The 19663-nt window shown below is 67.0% G+C and carries 24 protein-coding genes; 7 read left to right on the forward strand and 17 right to left on the reverse strand.

The features are described from left to right. Positions 1-6: 6 nt before the first annotated feature. Positions 7-1476: a flavin-containing monooxygenase gene (locus G6N55_RS17835; RefSeq protein ID WP_085224687.1), complete on the forward strand. Its 1470-nt coding sequence runs from the start codon at positions 7-9 to the stop codon at positions 1474-1476. Here the strand turns inward: G6N55_RS17835 and rraA are convergent. From rraA to G6N55_RS17885, 10 genes are all read right to left on the reverse strand, one after another. Then, a complete protein-coding gene (gene rraA, locus G6N55_RS17840) occupies positions 1473-1952 on the reverse strand; it encodes a ribonuclease E activity regulator RraA (RefSeq protein WP_085224689.1) in 480 nt (159 codons plus the stop codon). The two genes, G6N55_RS17835 and rraA, sit on opposite strands and share 4 nt — an antisense overlap. Beyond that, positions 1952-2398, reverse strand: coding sequence for an Rv3852 family protein (locus G6N55_RS30175; protein ID WP_085224691.1), 447 nt, complete (start codon positions 2396-2398; stop codon positions 1952-1954). Before G6N55_RS30175 ends, rraA begins: the two co-directional genes overlap by 1 nt. 106 nt (positions 2399-2504) lie before the next feature. Then, entirely contained in the window at positions 2505-3017 is a 513-nt protein-coding gene (locus G6N55_RS17850; protein ID WP_085224693.1) for a copper resistance CopC family protein, read from the reverse strand. Beyond that, entirely contained in the window at positions 3014-3685 is a 672-nt protein-coding gene (locus G6N55_RS17855) for a YcnI family protein (RefSeq protein WP_085224695.1), read from the reverse strand. Before G6N55_RS17855 ends, G6N55_RS17850 begins: the two co-directional genes overlap by 4 nt. A 14-nt stretch (positions 3686-3699) precedes the next feature. Beyond that, on the reverse strand, positions 3700-4356 hold the full coding sequence (locus G6N55_RS17860; protein ID WP_085224697.1) for a DUF6474 family protein: 657 nt from the start codon (positions 4354-4356) through the stop codon (positions 3700-3702). Positions 4357-4478: 122 nt separating this feature from the next. Continuing rightward, entirely contained in the window at positions 4479-4877 is a 399-nt protein-coding gene (locus G6N55_RS17865) for a transcriptional regulator (protein WP_085224699.1), read from the reverse strand. A gap of 455 nt (positions 4878-5332) precedes the next feature. Beyond that, positions 5333-6028, reverse strand: coding sequence for a TMEM165/GDT1 family protein (locus G6N55_RS17870; RefSeq protein WP_085224701.1), 696 nt, complete (start codon positions 6026-6028; stop codon positions 5333-5335). A gap of 254 nt (positions 6029-6282) precedes the next feature. Beyond that, positions 6283-6816, reverse strand: coding sequence for a peptidase (locus tag G6N55_RS17875; protein ID WP_085224703.1), 534 nt, complete (start codon positions 6814-6816; stop codon positions 6283-6285). 196 nt (positions 6817-7012) lie between these two features. After that, positions 7013-7636, reverse strand: a complete 624-nt coding sequence (locus G6N55_RS17880) for a superoxide dismutase (protein WP_085224798.1) — start codon at positions 7634-7636, stop codon at positions 7013-7015. 165 nt (positions 7637-7801) lie between these two features. Beyond that, positions 7802-8029: a hypothetical protein gene (locus tag G6N55_RS17885; protein WP_139827000.1), complete on the reverse strand. Its 228-nt coding sequence runs from the start codon at positions 8027-8029 to the stop codon at positions 7802-7804. A gap of 491 nt (positions 8030-8520) precedes the next feature. Between G6N55_RS17885 and G6N55_RS17890 the strand changes: the two genes are divergently transcribed. Both G6N55_RS17890 and G6N55_RS17895 read left to right on the forward strand, forming a co-directional pair. After that, positions 8521-9570, forward strand: coding sequence for a DUF4328 domain-containing protein (locus tag G6N55_RS17890; RefSeq protein ID WP_085224704.1), 1050 nt, complete (start codon positions 8521-8523; stop codon positions 9568-9570). 4 nt (positions 9571-9574) lie between these two features. Next, positions 9575-10399 (forward strand): glycerophosphodiester phosphodiesterase, encoded by an 825-nt coding sequence (locus G6N55_RS17895; protein WP_085224706.1) that lies wholly within the window; start codon positions 9575-9577, stop codon positions 10397-10399. Here the strand turns inward: G6N55_RS17895 and G6N55_RS17900 are convergent. The 3 genes from G6N55_RS17900 to G6N55_RS17910 form a co-directional block, all read right to left on the reverse strand. Then, positions 10396-10953 (reverse strand): ferritin, encoded by a 558-nt coding sequence (locus G6N55_RS17900; protein ID WP_085224708.1) that lies wholly within the window; start codon positions 10951-10953, stop codon positions 10396-10398. The two genes, G6N55_RS17895 and G6N55_RS17900, sit on opposite strands and share 4 nt — an antisense overlap. Positions 10954-11132: 179 nt before the next feature. Further along, positions 11133-12365 carry an LCP family protein gene (locus G6N55_RS17905; RefSeq protein ID WP_085224710.1) on the reverse strand — a complete coding sequence of 411 codons (1233 nt, stop codon included), beginning with the start codon at positions 12363-12365 and terminating at the stop codon, positions 11133-11135. Positions 12366-12410: 45 nt separating this feature from the next. After that, the gene (locus tag G6N55_RS17910; RefSeq protein WP_085224712.1) at positions 12411-13199 is read right to left on the reverse strand and encodes a DUF2470 domain-containing protein; all 789 of its coding nucleotides are present in this window, start codon (positions 13197-13199) and stop codon (positions 12411-12413) included. Between the two features lie 92 nt (positions 13200-13291). Here G6N55_RS17910 and pheA point away from each other — a divergent pair, with 92 nt between their 5' ends. Continuing rightward, positions 13292-14245 carry a prephenate dehydratase gene (pheA, locus tag G6N55_RS17915; protein ID WP_085224714.1) on the forward strand — a complete coding sequence of 318 codons (954 nt, stop codon included), beginning with the start codon at positions 13292-13294 and terminating at the stop codon, positions 14243-14245. A gap of 3 nt (positions 14246-14248) precedes the next feature. Continuing rightward, positions 14249-14935 carry a histidine phosphatase family protein gene (locus G6N55_RS17920; protein WP_085224716.1) on the forward strand — a complete coding sequence of 229 codons (687 nt, stop codon included), beginning with the start codon at positions 14249-14251 and terminating at the stop codon, positions 14933-14935. On the opposite strand, the gene G6N55_RS17925 is transcribed toward G6N55_RS17920, so the two are convergent. The 3 genes from G6N55_RS17925 to G6N55_RS17935 form a co-directional block, all read right to left on the reverse strand. Continuing rightward, a complete protein-coding gene (locus G6N55_RS17925; protein ID WP_085224717.1) occupies positions 14936-15127 on the reverse strand; it encodes a hypothetical protein in 192 nt (63 codons plus the stop codon). A gap of 62 nt (positions 15128-15189) precedes the next feature. After that, positions 15190-15540: a metallopeptidase family protein gene (locus tag G6N55_RS17930; RefSeq protein WP_085224719.1), complete on the reverse strand. Its 351-nt coding sequence runs from the start codon at positions 15538-15540 to the stop codon at positions 15190-15192. Between the two features lie 4 nt (positions 15541-15544). Next, positions 15545-16936, reverse strand: a complete 1392-nt coding sequence (locus tag G6N55_RS17935; protein WP_085224721.1) for a septum formation family protein — start codon at positions 16934-16936, stop codon at positions 15545-15547. Between the two features lie 111 nt (positions 16937-17047). Here G6N55_RS17935 and serS point away from each other — a divergent pair, with 111 nt between their 5' ends. Further along, entirely contained in the window at positions 17048-18307 is a 1260-nt protein-coding gene (gene serS / locus G6N55_RS17940; protein WP_085224722.1) for a serine--tRNA ligase, read from the forward strand. Positions 18308-18426: 119 nt separating this feature from the next. On the opposite strand, the gene G6N55_RS17945 is transcribed toward serS, so the two are convergent. Further along, positions 18427-18912 (reverse strand): DUF2834 domain-containing protein, encoded by a 486-nt coding sequence (locus G6N55_RS17945; RefSeq protein WP_085224724.1) that lies wholly within the window; start codon positions 18910-18912, stop codon positions 18427-18429. Positions 18913-18981: 69 nt separating this feature from the next. Between G6N55_RS17945 and G6N55_RS17950 the strand changes: the two genes are divergently transcribed. Further along, positions 18982-19617: a TetR/AcrR family transcriptional regulator gene (locus G6N55_RS17950; RefSeq protein WP_085224726.1), complete on the forward strand. Its 636-nt coding sequence runs from the start codon at positions 18982-18984 to the stop codon at positions 19615-19617. The last annotated feature ends 46 nt before the right edge of the window (positions 19618-19663 follow it).

Consider the following 19663-nt stretch of genomic DNA (forward strand, 5'->3'; position numbering starts at 1 on the left):
ACTCTCATGACTGAGCACCTGGACGTCGTCATAGTGGGCGCCGGCATCTCCGGCGTGAGCGCGGCCTGGCACCTGCAGGACCGCTGCCCGACCAAGAGCTACGCGATCCTGGAGCGCCGCGACGATCTCGGCGGCACCTGGGACCTGTTCAAATACCCGGGCATCCGGTCCGACTCGGACATGTTCACACTCGGGTTCCGCTTCAAGCCGTGGCGCTCGGCCAAGTCGATCGCCGAGGGCGCCGACATCAAGGCCTACATCAAGGAAGCCGCGGTCGAGAACGGCATCGATCGGCACATCCGCTACCGCCACCGTGTCGTGGCCGGCGATTGGTCCGACGCCGACAACCAGTGGACCCTGACCGTCGAGAGCGACGGCCAACAGAGCGAGATCACCTGCTCCTTCTTGTTGGCCTGCACCGGTTACTACAACTACGACGAGGGATACTCGCCGACGTTCCCCGGCGCCGAGGACTTCGGCGGCACCATCGTCCATCCGCAGCACTGGCCGGAGGGCCTCGACTATGCGGGCAAGAAGATCGTCGTGATCGGGTCCGGCGCGACCGCGATCACCCTGATCCCGGCGCTGGTGAATTCCGGGTCAGGCCATGTGACGATGCTGCAGCGTTCGCCGACCTACATCGGCTCCTTGCCCGGTGTCGACCCGTTCGCGGTGCGGGCCAACCGGCTGCTGCCGGAACGCTTGGCGCACATCGCAAATCGGTGGAAAGCTATCATCTTCAGCACCTTCCAGTACCAGCTGGCCCGTAAACGCCCCGCCTACATGCGCAACCTGCTGATGACGATGGCGCAGCGACGCCTGCCGAAGGGCTACGACGTGGAGAAGCACTTCGGGCCGAGTTACAACGTGTGGGACCAGCGGCTGTGCCTGGCTCCCGACGGCGACTTCTTCCGGGCCATCCGGCACGGCAAGGCCGACGTCGTCACCGACACCATCGAGCGGTTCACCAAAGACGGAATCAAGCTGTCGTCGGGTGAGGAACTGCAAGCCGACATCATTGTCACCGCAACGGGTTTGAACATGCAATTGCTCGGTGGGGTGCAACCCACCCGCAACGGCGAGGCCTTCGACATGACGTCGTTGATGACCTACAAGGGCCTGATGTTCTCCGGCGTGCCGAACTTCGCCATCACCTTCGGATACACGAACGCATCCTGGACTCTCAAGGCCGACCTGGTCTCCGAATTCGTGTGCCGCTTGCTGAATTACATGGATGCCAACGGCTTTGACAACGTGGAGCCGCAGCATCCCGGCAAGGATGTCGACGAACTGCCGTTCATGGACTTCAGCCCGGGCTACCTGCTGCGGTCGGTGCACTTGCTGCCCAAGTCGGGATCGCGTGAGCCGTGGCGGCTCAAGCAGAACTATCTGCTCGACATGCGCACGATCCGCCGGGGCAAGGTCGCCGGCGAGGGCCTGCGCTTCGCGAAAAAGCGTGCGCGAGTATCGGTTTAGGAGCTGACGACGACGATACCGTCGTCGTCGCTATAGGCGATCTCTCCGGGCGTGAACGTCACGCCACCGAGGCTGACCTCGACGTCGCGCTCGCCGACGCCGCTCTTGCCGCTCTTGCGGGGATTGGTGCCCAGCGCCTTGATGCCGATGTCGATGCCGCGCAATGCGGCGGCGTCACGCACCGCGCCGTTGATCACCAGCCCGGCCCAGCCGTTGGAGCGGCCGAGTTCGGCGATGAGATCCCCGACCAGCGCGCTGTGCAGCGAGCCGGCGCCGTCAATCACCAGTACCCCGCCCGCACCCGGTTGTGACAGCACGGATTTCAGCAGAGCGTTGTCTTCGAAGCAGCGCACGGTGCTGATCGGTCCGGCGAACTCGGTACGGCCGCCGAACTGGCGGAACTGAAGATCACAGCTGCGTACGTCGGGCCCGATCCGGTCGACGAGATCGGCCGTCGCCTCGAACGACACACTCATCAGCGGCGCCGCAGTTGCCGGATCAGCAGGATCGCGAGCAGGCTCAGCGCGATGGCGACCACCAGCGGCAACGACGACTGGCCGGATACCGACTGGGGAATGTTCGCGGAGACCGGGTTGTTGGCGCCGTCCACGGTGGACTTCGCCTGTGCTGCGGCATCTCTGGCGGCAGCAGATATTTCACCATTGGGCTCGATGCGGGGCTGTGGATCCTGCTGCGCCTGTGGCGGTTTGGGCGGTGGCGGCGCGGGGCTCTTAGCGGGAGCCTTCTTCGCGGGCGCCTTCTTGGCCGGAGTCTTCTTTGCGACGGCCTTTTTCGCGGGAGCTTTTTTGGCCGGTGCTTTCTTCGCGGGAGCCTTTTTTGCGGCCTTGGCGGGAGGCGTCTGCTCCGGCGGCGTCGCCGCGCCGTTGGATTCGCTGTTGGGTTGATCCTGAGGGTCTGCCATGCGGCCGCTCCTTTGCGCGCTTCTCTCGGCCCTTGCTAGCGCCACCAAAAGTTACTCGGACCCCATCATGCCAGCACCGCTGATCGCGCCTTCCCGACCAGGCCGGTCAGGGCTTGCGGCGCAGACTCCACAACAGGCCGGCGCCGACGATCGCGACGGCCACCGCGGCGAACGGCCAGACCGGGATGCCGTGGCCGGCGTCGCTGGTAGCGGCCGCGGGCCCCGGGGTGCCGGTACCGGCCACCGTCAGGCGAAACGACCAGGACCCGGACACCACATGGCCATCGGCGGACGTCACCCGGTAGTTCACCGTGTAGGAGCCCGTCGGTCCCAGTGGGCGCAGCGCGATGCCGACGACCGCGCCCTGCACCGTGGTGTCACCGGTGGACCAGACGTTGCCGTCCGGTCCGATGACCGTCATGGCCGCGAAGGTGGTCTGCAATCGCTCGTTGAAGGTCGCGCTGACCCGGCCCGGACCGGTCGCGAGAACCGCACTGTCGGCGGGGTCGGACGACACCCGGGTGGCATGCGCCGAGGCGACTTGTGCGGTCAGCGTCGCGGTCGACAGTAGGGCGGCGAGCAGCAGGCCCGCCCACGCGGCGACGGCCGGCCGCCTCATGTCCTGGGGCGGCGGACCAGCACCAGGGCGATCCCGAGCGCGGCCACGACCAGGGCGGCTCCGCCCAACACCCGCGCGATGTTGTCCCCCGACGTCGGTGCGCCGCCGTGGTCGGTGGGCATGCCCGCATGGTGGTGCTCGTGCGGGGCGGCCGACCCGGCGCCGAGTGTCAGCATGGGCGCCGGATGCTCGGGCTCGTCGCCGCCGGGCAGCGGCTGCTGGTCCCATTTGACGACCGACCCGTCGGCATAGGTCTGGGTGGCCGGGAAACTGACGGTGTCGGTGTCGGGCAGCTTCACCGAGATCCGGAACAGCGCGAACTGGTCGGCGCCAATCCCGCCGCCCGGCGCCGCCGTCCAGGTCACCGAGTGGACGACGCCGGATGCCGCATCCCGGTCGAGCTTCGCCGTCCACCCGGGCATGGCCTCGGTGCGCGCGGACGCGACATCGGGAAGCGTGACGGTCAGCGCCGTGGTTGCGGCGCCCTTGTCGGATTCGTTGGGCACCTGAAAGGTCACGATCGCCATGGCACCGCGGGACGCGTTGTCGGCGCTGGCATGGACGTGCGCCCACGCCGGTGCGGTCACGCTCGCCGCGCCGACGTAAAGCGCTGCTGCAGCGGAGACGACGATCAGGGCGCGCGGAATCCACCGGTCGCGAAATGGCATGTCAGAACCTACTTTCAGGTCAATCCGAGCCGAGCCATCAGATCTGCTTCAATGCCGTCGAGTTGCGACGAGATCGCCGAGTGCGCCGCGCGCCGGCGTGCGGCCGGCATGTTCTCCGCGGCGGCGACGGCTGCCGACAGATCGGCGAGACGCTCGGAGATGGCGGCGACGAACTGCTTGGTCTCGGCGTCCTTCGGCTTCTTGTCTTGCACCATTCGCAGGGACTTTTCCGAGCCCGCGATCCGCGCCGACAGCTGGGCGCCGTGCCCGGAGAACTGGCCGATCTGCGCCAGCGGAATCCCGAGTTGGTCCGCGCGGCGCTGGTCGATCACCGCGCGAGCGGCCATCGCCGCCCGGTAGATCACCGGCGTCAGGATCGGCGCCAGCAGTCGCGACACCGTCAGCACCCGCCGGATCCGGGTGGGCGACAACATCTTGCCCTCGCGCGCCGCCTTGAGTTCGGTCTCGGCGACCTTCAACGCGGCGCGGTCGCTGTCGCGCTGCGATTTGAGCTGGGCCTTGAGGGCCTTGTCGGCCGCTCGGCGATCGTCCCTGAACCGGCGCGCCTGGTTCTTGGCGGTGAGCTTGGCTTCCAGCTTGGCGCGGGCCTTGATCGCACGGGCTTCGGCACGACGCGTGGCGCGAGTCTTTCGCTTGCGAAACAGGCCCATTCCCGGCCGCCTCCCGGTGTCTCGTGGACTATCGCTGTCGCGTGTACGCGATCCGTGGAGCCAACCCTAATCGGAACGGGCCGACGGCAGCCCAACAGGTCGGGCTGCGCCCGAGCGAGCGGCTAGGCGTCGAGGTGTTCAGCGCGGCGCAGTTCGTCGACGCGCGCGACGATGTCCTGCTGGGCCTCCGTCGACAACCCCGCGGCACGCAGTGCGATGCGGCGCACACCGTCATCGCGCATCGTGGACATCCAGACCAGCTCTTTGTCGAGCTTCTCGTAGTACTCGTCGTCGGTGAAGTAGGCCGACTTGATACGGAAGAAGTTGGCCAGGGCGGCCATGGTCGCCGACGACGGGTTCGTGCGATTGCCGGAGCGTAGCTGCGACAGGTAGGGAGCCGACATCGTGATGCCCTCCGCCTTGAGTGCCGCGATTACCTCCGCAGAGGTGTGCGGCCCGCGCCCGGGTGGATACACCGTGTCGAACAAGCGGTTCAGGCGGGCGGAAAACGTCGTGCTCATCGATATGACCTCCACTGGGCTGTAGAAGTGAAACTATTACCTAAGTGTATTTGCTGACCATGGTACCGAGTGTTTGAGTCCGCAACCAGGTGCAAACGGGGGTGGGTTCGCTGGTGGCGGCCCTGGGGTTCGCTGAATCCACACCTGACGAGCGTCCAACTAAATGACGACAGTGTCCATAATCCGAACAAAACTCACAGGTTATCCGCAGAAAGCAAGTCTGGTGTTCGGGTGCTTCCGCGATGCGGGGATGGGTGACGCCGCGGCTCGCCGGATGGTGTCGGGCGGATATCTCGCAACGGACTAGTAGAACAATCCTATCGAAAGCCTACTTTGCTGCCCGGTCTGATTTTGGTCGCGATAAGAGGGGAAGGGTGCAGCAAACAGCCCTCAGAGATACCTCTGGGGGCGACTGCCGGGCTCGGCCGGCTTGCGCGGACGAATGCCGCTGCACCTTAGACGGTTTCCGGCGACCTCCCTGCCAACGAAGCTTCGGTGCGGCGCCGTCGCAGAGTTTGCGCTGCCGCCGCGGATACGGCGGCCAGCGCCACCGCCACAACGACCGCGATGGCCGCCGATCGCCATCCCAGCGCGTTGTCGAACAGCATCCACAGGCCGAAAATTCCGAACAGCACGCCGGCCACCATGTGCAGCAGCCGCTGGGGCAGGCGGCGGTGGAGCAGCATTCCGGCGCCAATCGCCAGCGCGTCGGCAATGACCATGCCCAAGGTGCTACCGATCCAGACACCGACCCAGTCGTGATCGCTGGCCAACGTGACCGTCGCCAAGGTCGTCTTGTCACTCAGCTCGGCGAGGGCGAATGACGCCACCACGGTCAGCAACGCGAAGCGGGGCTCGGGCGCGTTGGCGACCTCTTCTTCGTCGGCGGTGCCCTCTCGCCACGCCCACCCGGCGAAGATCAGGAACGCGATCGCGGACGCGAAGGCTAGCGGGCGTGCCGGCAGGGCGGCGCCGAGGAAGTGGCCGATCGTCACCGACACCCCGTGCGCCCCGAACGCGGCAATCGTCACCCCGGGCAGCACCACCCACCATCGGAAGCGCAACGCATAAGTCATCGTGATGAGCTGGGATCTGTCGCCGAGCTCGGCAAGGAAGACAACGCCAAGACTCAAGAGTGTGGCGGAAAGCATTTGGGTGACCTTTCGACGGGTCGTCGGCAACCGCTGTGGTCGTCGAACACCGGTCGAAGGTCTCGCCCACCGATCCTTCGGGACCGGTTCGCCGGCCGGGCTGTTCGCCAGTATGTCGACGCGACGATTCGGGGCTACTCCCCTTCGCTAACGGTCTCAGGGTAGCGGGCAAATCCGGGGCACACCAGACGGCAGAGAAGTTCGGACGCCCGTATCCCTGGATTCGGGGGTCGAACTAAACCGTTCGAATTCCCTTATGCCGCAAGCAGCATGGCCAGAATCGCGGTGTCGGGATGGCTGATGGGATCGACACCGACGCGGCTCACCATCGACGTGATGGTGCCGTCGGCTTCCGCCTCGACCCACGCCGCCCGGTGCTCTAATCCCAGATACGGCAATCCCGGCAGCAGGACGCATCCCGACGCCGCTCCACTGCATTCCGGAAGCGACGGCGTGGTCTCTGACGGGGGATGCAGCATGAGCAGTGCCGGAGGTTGGTGATCCGCGAAATAACCTGGCTGGATTGCTGATTCGCCGAATACCGTACCCTCGGCCAGCACCAGGCCGACGGTGTCCGGTTGGGGCTCGTCGGGCAATTCTTCGCGGGCGCCGAATACTGTTGTGGTGGAAAGTAATCCGGGCAATGATGCGACCCGTACGGCAACCATCAGCAGCTGCGCCCATTCCTTGGTCGAGTCGGGCCAACGGCCGGAGATGACAAACCCTTTGAGGGCACCACGAGCATGGAAGGGAGCAACCCCTATCGGCTGGCCTGACCCAGTTTCCATCTCGACCTCCGCGCGACGTCGTCGTCCGAATTAACCACGCTGGTAGCTCGAATAGTTAAGAATGCCTGCGGTTTAGGTGCGTTGCAACTCGACACGACCAACTCGCGCTGACCTTTCCTGAAGCGAGCCGACCGGAGCGGGCTAAAGGTAGGGGCGCCACGCGATCCGCGTGACGCCCCGGCCCTACGAGATGGAATCAGCCGAAAATAAGCCCTTGGGTCTTCGAAGTTGCAGCCGCGTAACGCGATTGCACGTCTGCCCAATTGACGACGTTCCAGAACGCCTTGACGTAGTCGGCCTTGACGTTCTTGTACTGCAGGTAGAAGGCGTGCTCCCACATGTCGACCTGCAGCAGCGGGATGATGCCCAGCGGGACGTTGGCCTGCTGGTCGTAGAGCTGGAAGGTCAGCAGCCGGTCGCCGAGGGTGTCGTAGCCGAGCACCGCCCAGCCCGAGCCCTGCAAGCCGTTGGCGGCCGCGCTGAACTGAGCCCGGAACTTGTCGAACGATCCGAACTGCTCATCGATCGCGGCGGCGAGGTCGCCGGTCGGCTTGTCGCCACCGTTCGGCGACAGGTTCTTCCACCAGATCGAGTGGTTGACGTGGCCACCCAAGTGGAACGCCAGGTTCTTCTCGTTCAAGAAGATCGCGGCGTGGTCGTCCTTGCCGCGGGCCTCTTCGAGTTTGGCAATGGCGTCGTTCAAGCCTTTGACGTAAGTCGCATGGTGCTTGCTGTGGTGGATTTCGTTGATCTGACCGGAGATGTGTGGTTCCAGCGCTGCGTAGTCCCAGTCCAAGTCGGGCAGGGTGTATTCAGCCACGGCATTCCTTTCCTCGATGATCGTCTTAGCGTGCATTCGCACGGAGTCCGCCACGCGACAGGCTCAGCGTAATCAACCCTGCTCCATGACAGCACGCGCCGCAAGGACGGCCTTTAGCGGCCGGTAAGTCGGGTACCCGCTGGGCGTGGTTTCAGGAGGAAATAATCAAGACAAAACGATGAGGGCGAGAACCGCGAGCAATGCCAACGCGATCAGGCCGGCACGCAAGGCGGCGATGCTGTAACTGTGGTTCCAGGCAGGCGATCCGGAATACGAGTTCGACGCGGCCGGGGTACCCGGACCGAACGAATGCATCGCCATCAATCGCCTTTCACCGGTCGGCCACCTCGGTCGAGTGAGGTGAGTCACAACATTTTTCGTGATGGCGATCATAACCCCTTGTGATGGGGTTGAAAAATGTCTGCCGCGACAACGCGTTGAGCTGCGGATTCGTTTTGGCGATTGCCGGTGAGGATCGGGTCGGGATTCAGCAGTGACCGTGTTCCGATGGGGCGGGTCCGATCGCTGTGCATGGGGGCGGTCCATTCGCTCGACTGCTCGTCCGGCCTGTCGATGGCGTGGCAAAAATGCCCAGCGTTATCCACAGTTGGTGCCAGGGTTAACCGCTAGTTGCTGATTGATTGCGTCTGTACCCCTACCGCCCATGTGGATAAACCTGTGGAAACTGTGGATAGTCATGAAGTAGCTGTGACCCGCGTAACAGGTGCCGATCCGCGATGCCGAACGCGGATAGCTACCCGCAGCGGCGCGGTTTCGCGAGCCCGCAAACCCGCGGGGCATCGTCGCTTTTCAGGGGGCCGCGTCGGGTGGTGCGGTGGTTGCGTTGCCGTGGCCCGCATCGTCGCCGGGGCTACGCTGGTCCGGTGATCCAGACGTGCTCCCAGTGCGGCACTCGGTGGAACGTGCGCGAACGCCGGCGCGAGTGGTGCCCCCGCTGTCGTGGCGCGCTGCTGGCACCGTTGGCGGATGCGCCGGCGGCCGATCCCCGCTGGAGTACGCACGCCAGCGCGCCGGCGCCCGCTCGTCCGGTCGCGCCGCAACGCACTGTGCCGCGGTTGCCACCGGGCTTCCGCTGGATCGCGGTGCGCCCGGGCGCCGCACCCCCCGCGCGGCGCGGCAGGCGCGAGCTGGGCCCCACACCCCGCTACGCGGTGATCCCGCGTTGGGGATTGACCGACCGCGTCGAGCAGGCCTCCGCCGGCGCCGAAGGGTCGTCGGTACCGGTTCCGCCGTCGGCCGCTGTGGTGCGCCTGGTGCTGTTCATCAGCGTGCTCGCGCTGGGCGGAGCGGCACTGGTGTACGTCGCCCGGTATGTGCTGTTGGTGTACAACCGCAAGACCTTGCTCAACTCGCTGGTGGCGGCCGCGGCGGACTGGTTGGGGGACTTGGCCAGTGTGGTGGCACTGGCGGCGCTGATCGCCTCTGGCGTGTTTCTGATCCGGTGGCTGATCGCCCGGCGGGCCGCCGTGTTTTCGCATTACGGGCTGGCCGATCACCGTTCCACCGCCGCGTTGTGGGCCGGCTGCGTCGTGCCGCTGGCCAATCTGTTCTGGGCTCCGGTCTACGTCATCGAGCTGGCCATCCTGGAAGATCACTACAGCCGGGTGCGCCGAACCATTCTGGAGTGGTGGATCGCGTGGATCTTCAGCTACGCGGTGTCGATCTGGGCCATCGTCACCAGCTTCGCCACCGACCCGCAGGGCATCGCGAACAACACCGTCCTGATGGTGTTCGGCTACCTGTTCGCCGCGGCGACGCTGGCCGCCGTGGCCCGGGTTTTCGAGGGATTCGAACGCAAGCCCGTCGCACGGCCCGCGCATCGCTGGGTCGTGGTGACCCCAGATCTCCCGGATCGGCCCGGCGAGTCCGTCGCTGCTCCGGTTGAGTTGAAGGGGGAGGAACCGGCAGCATAGGGGAATGACGTGGGCCGACGAGGTGGTCGCCGGGCATCCCTTTGTCGTTGCCCATCGTGGCGCCTCGGCGGCACGCCCCGAACACACCCTGGCCGCGTACGACCTCGCGCTCAAAGAGGGCGCCGACGGGGTGGAATGCGATGTGCGGCTGACCCGCGACGGCCATTTGGTGTGTGTGCACGACCGCCGGCTGGACCGAACCTCGACCGGCGCCGGTCTGGTCAGCACCATGACGCTGGCCCAGCTGCGCGGGCTCGAATTCGGCGCCTGGCACGACAGCTGGCGGCCCGACGGCACCCACGGTGACACCAGCCTGCTGACGCTGGATGCCCTGGTATCGCTGGTGCTCGACTGGAACCGTCCGGTGAAGATCTTCATCGAGACCAAGCATCCGGTCCGGTACGGCTCGCTGGTCGAAAGCAAACTGCTGGCGCTGCTGCACCGCTACGGCATCGCCTCGCCGGCGTCCGCCGCACGGTCACGCGCGGTGGTGATGTCCTTCTCGGCCGCGGCGGTCTGGCGAATCCGGCGAGCGGCACCGCTGCTGCCAACGGTGCTGCTCGGCCGGAATGCTCGGTACCTGACCAGCAGCGCGGCCACCGCCGTCGGGGCCACCGCCGTCGGGCCTTCGATCATTGCCCTGAAGGACTATCCGCAGCTGGTGGATCGCGCAGCCGCTCAGGGCCGGGCCGTGTACTGCTGGACCGTCGACGGGTACGACGACATCGACTTCTGCCGGGACGTCGGGGTGGCCTGGATCGCTACCAACCACCCCGGCCGCACGAAGACCTGGCTGGAAAACTCGCGGACCCTCGACGGCAGGGGTTAGACCGGCGAGACGAGGTGGCCGCCCGCGGCCGGTGGCGCACTCGCGCTGATGGCCTGGGTGCCGACCTCGCGGGCGACGAAATTCTCCAGATCGAACAGGTTGGCTCCGGCGCGATCGGACACCGTCACGAGGGTCTTCATCACCGCTACCTCTTCGACCTGCTCCTGCAGGAACCACTGCATGAACTGTTCGCCGAGGTAGTCGCCCTCGTCGCGGGCCACCCGGGCCAGCTGGGTGATCTGGTCGGTGACCAACCGTTCCTGCTCGAGAGCCAGGACCAGCGCGTCGCGTGGCTGGTCGAATCGATTGCGCACCGCGTCGATGCCCGCGATCTCGACCGGCACGTCACGGTCGAGCAGATGCTGCACCAGCATCATCGCGTGGTTGCGTTCCTCGAGCGCGCGCCCGTAAAAATGCTTCGCCAATTGTGGCAGCTCGGCGGCGCTAAAATAAACGGCAATCGCGACGTATTGCTGGGAGCTGGTGAATTCGTGAGAAATCTGTTCCTGGAGTAATGAGTGGAACTTAGACTTCGGGGCATCGGTTTCGGTCATGTCGGCAGCTTAGCGCAGGTAGAAGGGCACCGCCAAGAGCGTGTGACGAGGTTCAAGAAAAGCTCTTAGAACTGTGTCGACGCCATTTGTTCAGACCAGGTTACCAAAGTATAGAAAGCCTATATCTCGTCGCGTGTATTTCGGGAATTGCGTTGCACATTAGCGCCTGGAAATCAATATCAGTTCCCGTCGAGCGCGGCTGCGGGCACCGCGGAGTCGGCGGCCAGCGCCTCGAAAAGCTTGCCCGCCACCTCGTGATTCCAGACCACCACCGACCCGGCGCTGTTGCTGGTGAAGTCGCCGATCGGAACGGTCAGCGTGGTGGTGGCGCCGTGCAGCGCCGAGCCCAACCGGGCCAGGTCCCACACGTGATCGCCGTCGTCGACCGTCAGCGCGTCGGCCGCGGCGTGCGGCACCGCGTACCAGCGCCACGGATTGAGCCACACCGACGGGCTGGCGGCGCGGTCCAGCAGCGCCGAGATGAACTGCCGCTGGTTGACCATCCGGTCCAGATCCGCCCGGGGAGTGTCGCGGGTGCGGACGTACCCGAGCGCGCCGCGCCCGTTCAGCTTCTGACAGCCGGCGGGCAGGTCGATGCCGGCCAGCGGGTCGTCGATCGGCGCGGTCGGGCAGACGGTGATGCCGCCCAGGGCGTCCACCAGGACCGCGAACCCGGCGAATCCGATTTCGGCGTAGTGGTCCAGACGCAGTCCGGTGGTCTGCTCGACCGTTTGGGTCAACAGCGGCGCCCCGCCGATCGCGAACGCGGAGTTGATTTTGTCCTTGCCGTGTCCGGGGATCGGCACGAACGAATCGCGCGGTATCGACACCATCGTCGTCGGCGTGCTCGACCCGAACGCGGGAATGTGGATCAGCAGGATGGTGTCGGTGCGACTGCTACCGACATCGCCTCCGGTGGCCAGACTGTCCTGTTGCTCGGCCGACAGGCCTTGCCGGCTGTCCGAGCCGACGAGCAGCCAGTTGGTGCCGCGGCCGGGCCCGGGCCGATCGGCGTAATTGGTCAATACCGGTTTGCGATGCAGCGTCGTGTCCAGCCATAAGCCGCCGCCCAGGACACCGGCGACGGCCAGCAGCAAACCGATCAGCAGCGTCGATGCGATGACGCGGCCCCAGCGGCGCTTCTTGCGCTTGCGGTGCACGCCCGGCAGGTCCGATGGCGGCGTTGACCGGTCGCGTGGACGCGCCCGTGGTCGCGGCTTTTCCCGCGGCGCCACGTGGCTGGGGACGGCCTTACCGGCGGGGACCGGCGGCGCGACCCGGGGCAGCGGCACGGTCTCGTCGGTGGGCGACGGCACCGGCTCGCCGTAGCGGTGCAGCACGGGCGGCGGCTCGCGACGCGAATCCCATGGCGGGACCGGTCGTCCGCGGTGTGGTGATCGGTCGCCGCTCACCCGGCTAACTTACGTGCCCCACTCGGCACCGCGCGGCGCGCCCGGCTACGGGCGGGCGCGCAGGCCGTTGATGAACGGGCAGCCCATCAGCACGCGAATGGCCTGGCTCAACCCGGTCATGTCGTCTACCGGCTTGTGGAAGGGCAGCCGGATGTCGTGGTCGTCGCCGTCGCTGCCCTCAACCCGGAACCGCACGCCGTAGCGGTCCAGCCCCAGCGGGCGGACGTGTCCGCGCCGCAGCGGCGCCGGTAGCCGGGACACCAGGCGGGCGACCACGTCGCCGTGCGCGTTGTCCAGGTGCCACAGCAGGCTCGACTCGATGTCGCAGAACGGATCGGGCCGGGCCGCGAGCAGGTCCTCGATGCTGACGGGCTCGGCGCCGGTGGCGTCGGTAACCACGACCGACGCGATCTCGAGACGCATCAGTGTGTACCGATCCTCGCCGGGGGTCGGCGCCATGCATTTCGGGGTATCGACCTGCAGTAGCGCCGGATGCGGGCACTCGCTGGCGATCACGTCGAGGGTGGGGTTGATCTCGGCGGGTGGGATCCGGCGCAGGTGGCCGCGGACCCACACCAGCGAACGGACCGGTTCCCGCAGCGGGAGCGGCGCGTAGTCGGTCAGTTCGAGCAGTGCCTGGGATCCGCAGACCCGGCCGTCGGTCGCGCGGTCGCTGGGAAGCGCGACGGCGAAGGATCCGTCGTGCAGCAGGTGGTGCACCGGCGTGGGCACCGGGTCCTCGCGCTCGACCGCAAGCAGGGCACCGCCGGCCCGGGCACAGGCGCTGCGGATGCGTTCGGCAGTCGTCGGCGCGGCGCTGGTCAGCGGTAACATCGTTCTCCTCGATCCTTAGGTAAGCCTAAGTTAACTTAGATCGAAGGTCGAAGCAAGGCCCCTTTTTGATCGAGGCCACTAGGGTTGTCATCGTGGTCGGCATCACTTACCTCGGTCCGGAAGGCACCTTCACCGAGGCGGCGCTGTTGCAGATGATGTCCGCCGACTTGATCCCCAACCAGCATCTGGGCCCGGTCCGGCGGACACCGATCGAGAGCACGCCCGCGGCGCTGGAGGCGGTCCGCAACGGGGACACCGACTACGCGTGCGTGCCGATCGAGAACTCGATCGACGGCACCGTGGTGCCGACCTTGGACAGCCTGGCCAACGGATCGCCGCTGCAGATTTTCGCCGAGACGACGCTGGACGTGGCGTTCAGCATCGTCGTGAAACCCGGCGGCAACGCCGACCAGGTCCGGACGGTGGCGGCCTTTCCGGTGGCCGCGGCCCAGGTGCGCCGCTGGCTGGCCGCCAATCTGCCCCGCGTCGAACTGAGGCCGGCGTACTCCAACGCCGACGCCGCCCGGCAGGTCGCGAAGGGAGAGGCCGACGCGGCGGTGACCTCGCCGCTGGCCGCCACCCACTGGAAGCTCGAGGCCCTGGCCGAAGGCGTGGTCGACGAGGCGAACGCGCGCACCCGCTTCGTGTTGGTGGGCCTGCCCGGACCGCCGCCGGTGCGCACCGGCGCCGACCGCACCTCGGTGGTGTTGCGGATCGAGAATGCGCCGGGCGCGCTGCTCGCCGCGCTGGGCGAATTCGGTATCCGCGACATCGACCTCACCCGAATCGAATCGCGGCCGACCCGAACCGAACTCGGCACCTACCAGTTCTTCGCCGACTGCGCGGGCCACATCGACGACGACGCCGTGGCCGAGGCACTCAAGGCGCTGCATCGTCGTTGTGTGGATGTGCGGTATTTAGGTTCCTGGCCCACGGGCCCGGCCGCGGGCATCGGGCCGCCACCACCCGACGAGGCGTCGCGCTGGCTGGCGCGGCTGCGAGAGGGTAAGCCTGAGCAGGCCGATGCATCCGGCGGGGGGATTTGAACGATGAGTGGTCGGTTGGTGCTGCTTCGGCACGGCCAGTCCTTCGGCAACGTCGAGCGCCGGCTGGATACCCGGCCGCCCGGGACGGACTTGACGCCGGCCGGGCGCGATCAGGCCCGGGCGTTCGCACTCGACGCCACCCGGCCGGCCCTGCTCACGCACTCGGTGGCCAGCCGGGCGTCGCAGACGGCCGCGGTGATCGGTGCCGCGGTCGACGTCGCTCCGTTCGAGGTCGCCGGGATACACGAGGTTCAGGTCGGCGCGTTGGAAAACCGCAACGACGACGAGGCGGTCGCGGAGTTCAACGCCATCTACGAGCGCTGGCAGCACGGCGAACTCGACCTGCCGCTGCCCGGCGGCGAGACCGCCAACGAGGTGTTGGACCGCTACGTGCCGGTGGTCACCGACTTGCGGATGCGCTATCTGGACGACCGCGACTTCAGCGGTGACATCGTCGTCGTCAGCCACGGCGCCGCGATTCGGCTGGTGTCCGCGGTGCTGGCCGGAGTGGACGCCAACTTCGCGCTGGACCACCACCTGGGCAATGCCGAGTCGGTGGTGTTGGCCCCGATCACCGACGGGAGGTGGAGCTGCGTGCGGTGGGGAACCTTGACGCCGCCGTTCTACCCCGAAGCCGAAGCGACGTCGGTCGCCGACGCGGTGCGCTCGGGCACCGACCCGATGGGCTGATCAGACAGCCAGCGCGACCAATTCCGTGCAGGTGCAGCCGACGGCCTCGCAGTCGATGACGAACGTGTGCGCCAGCAGCTCAAAGCTGACGCAGTCCGGCTCGGTGCATTCCGAACGGCGCAGCGAGTGGCGAATGATGGTGCCGTGGCAGTGTTCTAGGCCTGCCCGGCAGTCGCGGCATTCTGCGCTCATAGGCCGTTCCTAGCACCAGGCGGCGACAAATCCGCGCTGCCGCGCCCGAACATCGGCGGTTTTCAGCCCCAGCCCAATTCGTGCAGCCGGTCGTCGTCGATACCGAAATGGTGCGCGATTTCGTGGATCACGGTGATCGCCACCTCCTCGACGACGTCGTCGTCGGATTCGCAGATGCCCAGCAGCGCCTCGCGATAAATCGTGATGGCGTCCGGCAGCGATCCGCCGTAGTCGGAGTCGCGCTCGGTCAACGCCACGCCTTCGTAGAGCCCCAGCAGATCGGGCTCGTCGGGGTGGCGATCCTCGACGAGGATGACGACGTTGTCCATGGCGGCCGCCAGCTGGGCGGGGATCAGGTCGAGTGCGTCGGAGACCAGTTCGTCGAACCGCTGCGGATCCATCCGCACGGCCACGCGGCTAACCCGCCGGTGCCGGCTCGGCTGGCGCGGGCGGTGCGCCCGGTGGGGGTGCGTCCGGCATCGGCGGCGGTGCCTGGTTGGCCGGCGGCTGCGGTGCGCCACCGTCGGCCGGCGGGGCCGGAACATCTTGCGGCGCTTGGTTGGCCGGGGCCTGCGTGGTCGCGCGCGGCGGCGTCACAACCGGCTGCTGTTGCGGCAGGTGCTGATTGCCCGGCGGCATCTCCGGCGGAGTGTTGGGCTGCTGGGGCGGACTGGCCGGGTTCGCCGGACTCGCCGGGCTGGCCGGCAGCTGGATCGACGGCATCGTGAGTCGCTCTTCGGGAATGTCGGGTGGCGGCACCGGGGCCATGCCGTTGATCAGCAGTTGACCCTTGGCGCTATTGACCAGGGTGGCCCAGCCGCCGTTGCCCAGCGTGGCGCCGATGCTGCAGGCGACCTCACGGCTACCGGCGGACCAGCTCGGCAGCGCAACGGTGGGGTAGATCAGCGTCAATGTGGTGGTGCGCAACTTGATCGGCGCGAGGTAGGCGTCGGTCATCTTGGTGCAGGCGTCCTTGATGTAGCCGTCCTGCTCGGGCTCGGCCGGCAGCGCGCCCGGGAACTTCTCGGCCAGGTTGACCGTGCCGGTGACCTCCATGGCGTGCGGGGTCTTGCAGTCGACGGGGACGTCGATCGGCTGGTTGGCCGTCGAGTCAATGCCGAGGCAGGTGCCGGCGGGCCAGACCTTGGACTGGTCGACGTCGGCGACCTTGCCCTTGAAGGCGGCCTGTTCGTTGTTCGAACCGGGCATCTGCAGGCCACACAACATGCGGCGCTCGCCGGACTGTCGCCACGCTCGGTCGCCCGCCCACAGCAGGCTGACGCTGAATTTGCTGTTGGGGTCGTACTTGGGGCCGAGGTACCGGCGCACCGCTGCCTCGCATTGCTCCTGGCTGATCTGCTGGATGCGCGCCGGCGACGGCGGGGCGGCGGTGGGACCGTATTCCGAGCCGGGGAAGGTCCGCATATCGATGGACTCGGCGACCTCGAACTTGTGGTCGTCGGCGCACTTGACGATGCTCGCGGACTCCGGCGTGACGTCCGGCCACATCAGACAATCGCCGCTCTTGGCGCGGTTGAAGGCGGCGTCGGTCTTAGCTCCGGTGCTGGGCACGGGATTGCTACCGAGGTAGCCGGCAAGCCGGCCCTGTCCCGGTCCGTTGACCGGCAGGGCGGTTACCAGCCCGGCGATCAGCAGCCCGCCGAGCGCGAAGAGGAGCAACGCCCGCCGGGTCGCGGTCGCCTGCAAAGTGCGCGGCAGCCCGAAGCCGTCCAGCGGCTGCTCCGCCTCGGCGGCGGGCGGGCTGGGTGCGGCGACTTCCGTCTCGAGCGTGTCTGACATCGACTCCATTCTGACAGGGCGCCCGAGCGAACGTGACAAACGTTACAGATGTGAGTCCTGGGACTAGCTCCGGCGGATGCTCCGCGCGGCCGGTGCCGATCCGAAAGTAATCTTGCGGCCGTGATCGACCTCAAGCTGCTCCGGGAAGACCCCGACACCGTCCGCCGCTCCCAACTCAGCCGGGGCGAGGACCCGGCACTGGTCGACGCACTGCTGGCGGCCGACGCCGCCCGCCGGGCCGCGATCTCGACCGCCGACACGCTGCGCGCCGACCAGAAGGCCGCCAGCAAGGGTGTGGGTAAGGCGTCGCCCGAGGAGCGGCCGGCGTTGTTGGAGCGCGCCAAAGAACTCGCCGAGCAGGTGAAGGCCGCCGAAACCGCCCAGGCCGACGCGGAGACGGCGTTCACCGCCGCACACATGGCGATCTCCAACGTCGTCATCGACGGGGTTCCCGCCGGCGGGGAGACCGACTTCGCCGTCCTCGACGTCGTCGGTGAGCCGCCGGCGATCGACAACCCAAAGGATCATCTGGAACTGGGTGAGTCGCTGGGTCTGATCGACATGGCTCGCGGCGCCAAGGTGTCCGGCGCGCGGTTCTACTTCCTGACCGGGCAGGGCGCGCTGTTACAGCTCGGTCTGCTGCAGCTGGCGCTGCGCTTGGCCGTCGAGAACGGATTCGTCCCGATGATCCCGCCGGTGCTGGTGCGTCCGGAGGTGATGGGCGGCACCGGGTTCCTGGGCGCCCACGCCGACGAGATCTACCGGATCGAGGCCGACGACCTCTATCTGGTGGGCACCTCGGAGGTGCCGTTGGCCGGCTATCACTCGAACGAGATCCTGGACCTGTCCGGCGGGCCGCTGCGCTACGCGGGCTGGTCGTCGTGTTTCCGCCGCGAGGCCGGCAGCTACGGCAAGGACACCCGCGGCATCATCCGGGTGCATCAGTTCGACAAGGTCGAAGGCTTCGTCTATTGCACGCCCGCCCAGGCCGAGGCCGAACACCAGCGGCTGCTGGGCTGGCAGCGCGAGATGCTGGCCCGCATCGAGGTGCCGTATCGGGTGATCGACGTCGCCGCGGGCGATCTCGGCTCGTCGGCGGCCCGCAAGTTCGACTGTGAGGCGTGGGTTCCCACTCAGCAGACCTACCGCGAGCTGACGTCGACGTCGAACTGCACCACCTTCCAGGCCCGCCGGCTGGCCACCCGCTACCGCGATGACAACGGCAAGCCGCAGATCGCGGCCACGCTCAACGGCACGCTGGGCACCACCCGCTGGCTGGTGTCGATCCTGGAGAACCACCAGCAGCCCGACGGCAGCGTGCGCGTCCCGGCGGCACTGGTGCCGTTCGTCGGGACCGAGGTGCTGGAACCTGGGCGCTGACCGTCGCGCTCTAACGATCGAGCCTGCGCCCAGTGCGACCTGATCGGTTAAAACCCCGCCGTCAGCGCAGAATTGAGGCCGTGGGCGCAGGCTCGCCGGCAGGGTGCTGCACGGAATGATTAGGCGCTGACGGTCGCGCGCTCTTGTTCGTGGCGACGCTGCCGTTCCATCGTCGCGAAGTAGAACGCGAAGGCGAACGCGAAGCTGGTGAACAGGCTGGACACGAAGTACAGCCACGGGCGACGATACCCGCGGCGATAACCGTCCACGATCGTAAAGATCGGCAGCAGAACAACATTCGCAATCGTGTAGTCTTGGCTGGCCGAGCTGGCGGCGGGGTTGGTGAACATCAGCTTGATGTATTCGGCCCAGCTGCCGTGCTCGCCCCACAGCGGGTTGGTGGATCCGTGCGAGTACTCCGCCACGTAGGTGATGTTGAAGTACCAGCCGAGCGCGACCGACGCGATCCCGACGACGTAGTAGACGATTTCCATCGGCGAGAACAGGGGGCCGCCGGCGGGCCGGGCGAAGACCGTCGAGTTGGACCTGACGATCCAGATGATGACCGCCAGTCCGAGTACCGCGTGGGTGATGAGGGAGACCATGGGCGCAGTCTCACCCCCGTCGCAAAGTTTTGTCAATATTGTCAAAAGAATTCTTGGTATCTTGCCTGAATGGTCAGGCCCGCTCAGACTGCACGCAGCGAACGCACGCGCGAAGCGCTGCGCCAGGCCGCGGTGGTTCGATTCCTGGCCCAGGGCGTGGAAGACACGTCGGCAGAACAGATTGCGGCCGATGCCGGGGTGTCGCTGCGAACGTTCTATCGCCACTTCGCCTCCAAGCACGACCTGCTGTTCGCGGACTACACCGGGCTGCACTGGTTTCGTGCCGCCCTGGATGCGCGGCCGGCCGACGAAGCGATCATTGATTCGGTGCAAGCGGCGATCTTCTCGTTCCCGTATGACGTGGACGCGGTGACCAAGATCGCCGCCCTGCGCCAAGACGAACTCGACCCCGGTCGCATCGTCCGCCACATTCGGGAAGTCCAGGCCGACTTCGCCGATGCCATTGGGGCGCAGTTGCAACGGCGCAGCCGGGGCAGCGCTGCCACGGTGGACCAGCAGGCGCGCACCGCGGTGACCGCGCGGTGCATTGCCGCCGCGGTGTTCGGCGCGATGGAGGTCTGGATGGAGAGCGACGACCGCTCGCTGGGCGAACTCGCGCGGCTGTGCCACGCGGCGCTCGAGTCGCTGCGCGCCGGGATCACCGACTCCTGGATCACCGCGACGGCCGAGCAAGTTTCGTCATAATTGACAAAACTTTGCGACCGTGCGAGCCTCCTTTCCGGAGGGCAGG

The sequence above is a fragment of the Mycobacterium florentinum genome (assembly GCF_010730355.1).
Taxonomy (GTDB): Bacteria; Actinomycetota; Actinomycetes; order Mycobacteriales; family Mycobacteriaceae; genus Mycobacterium; species Mycobacterium florentinum.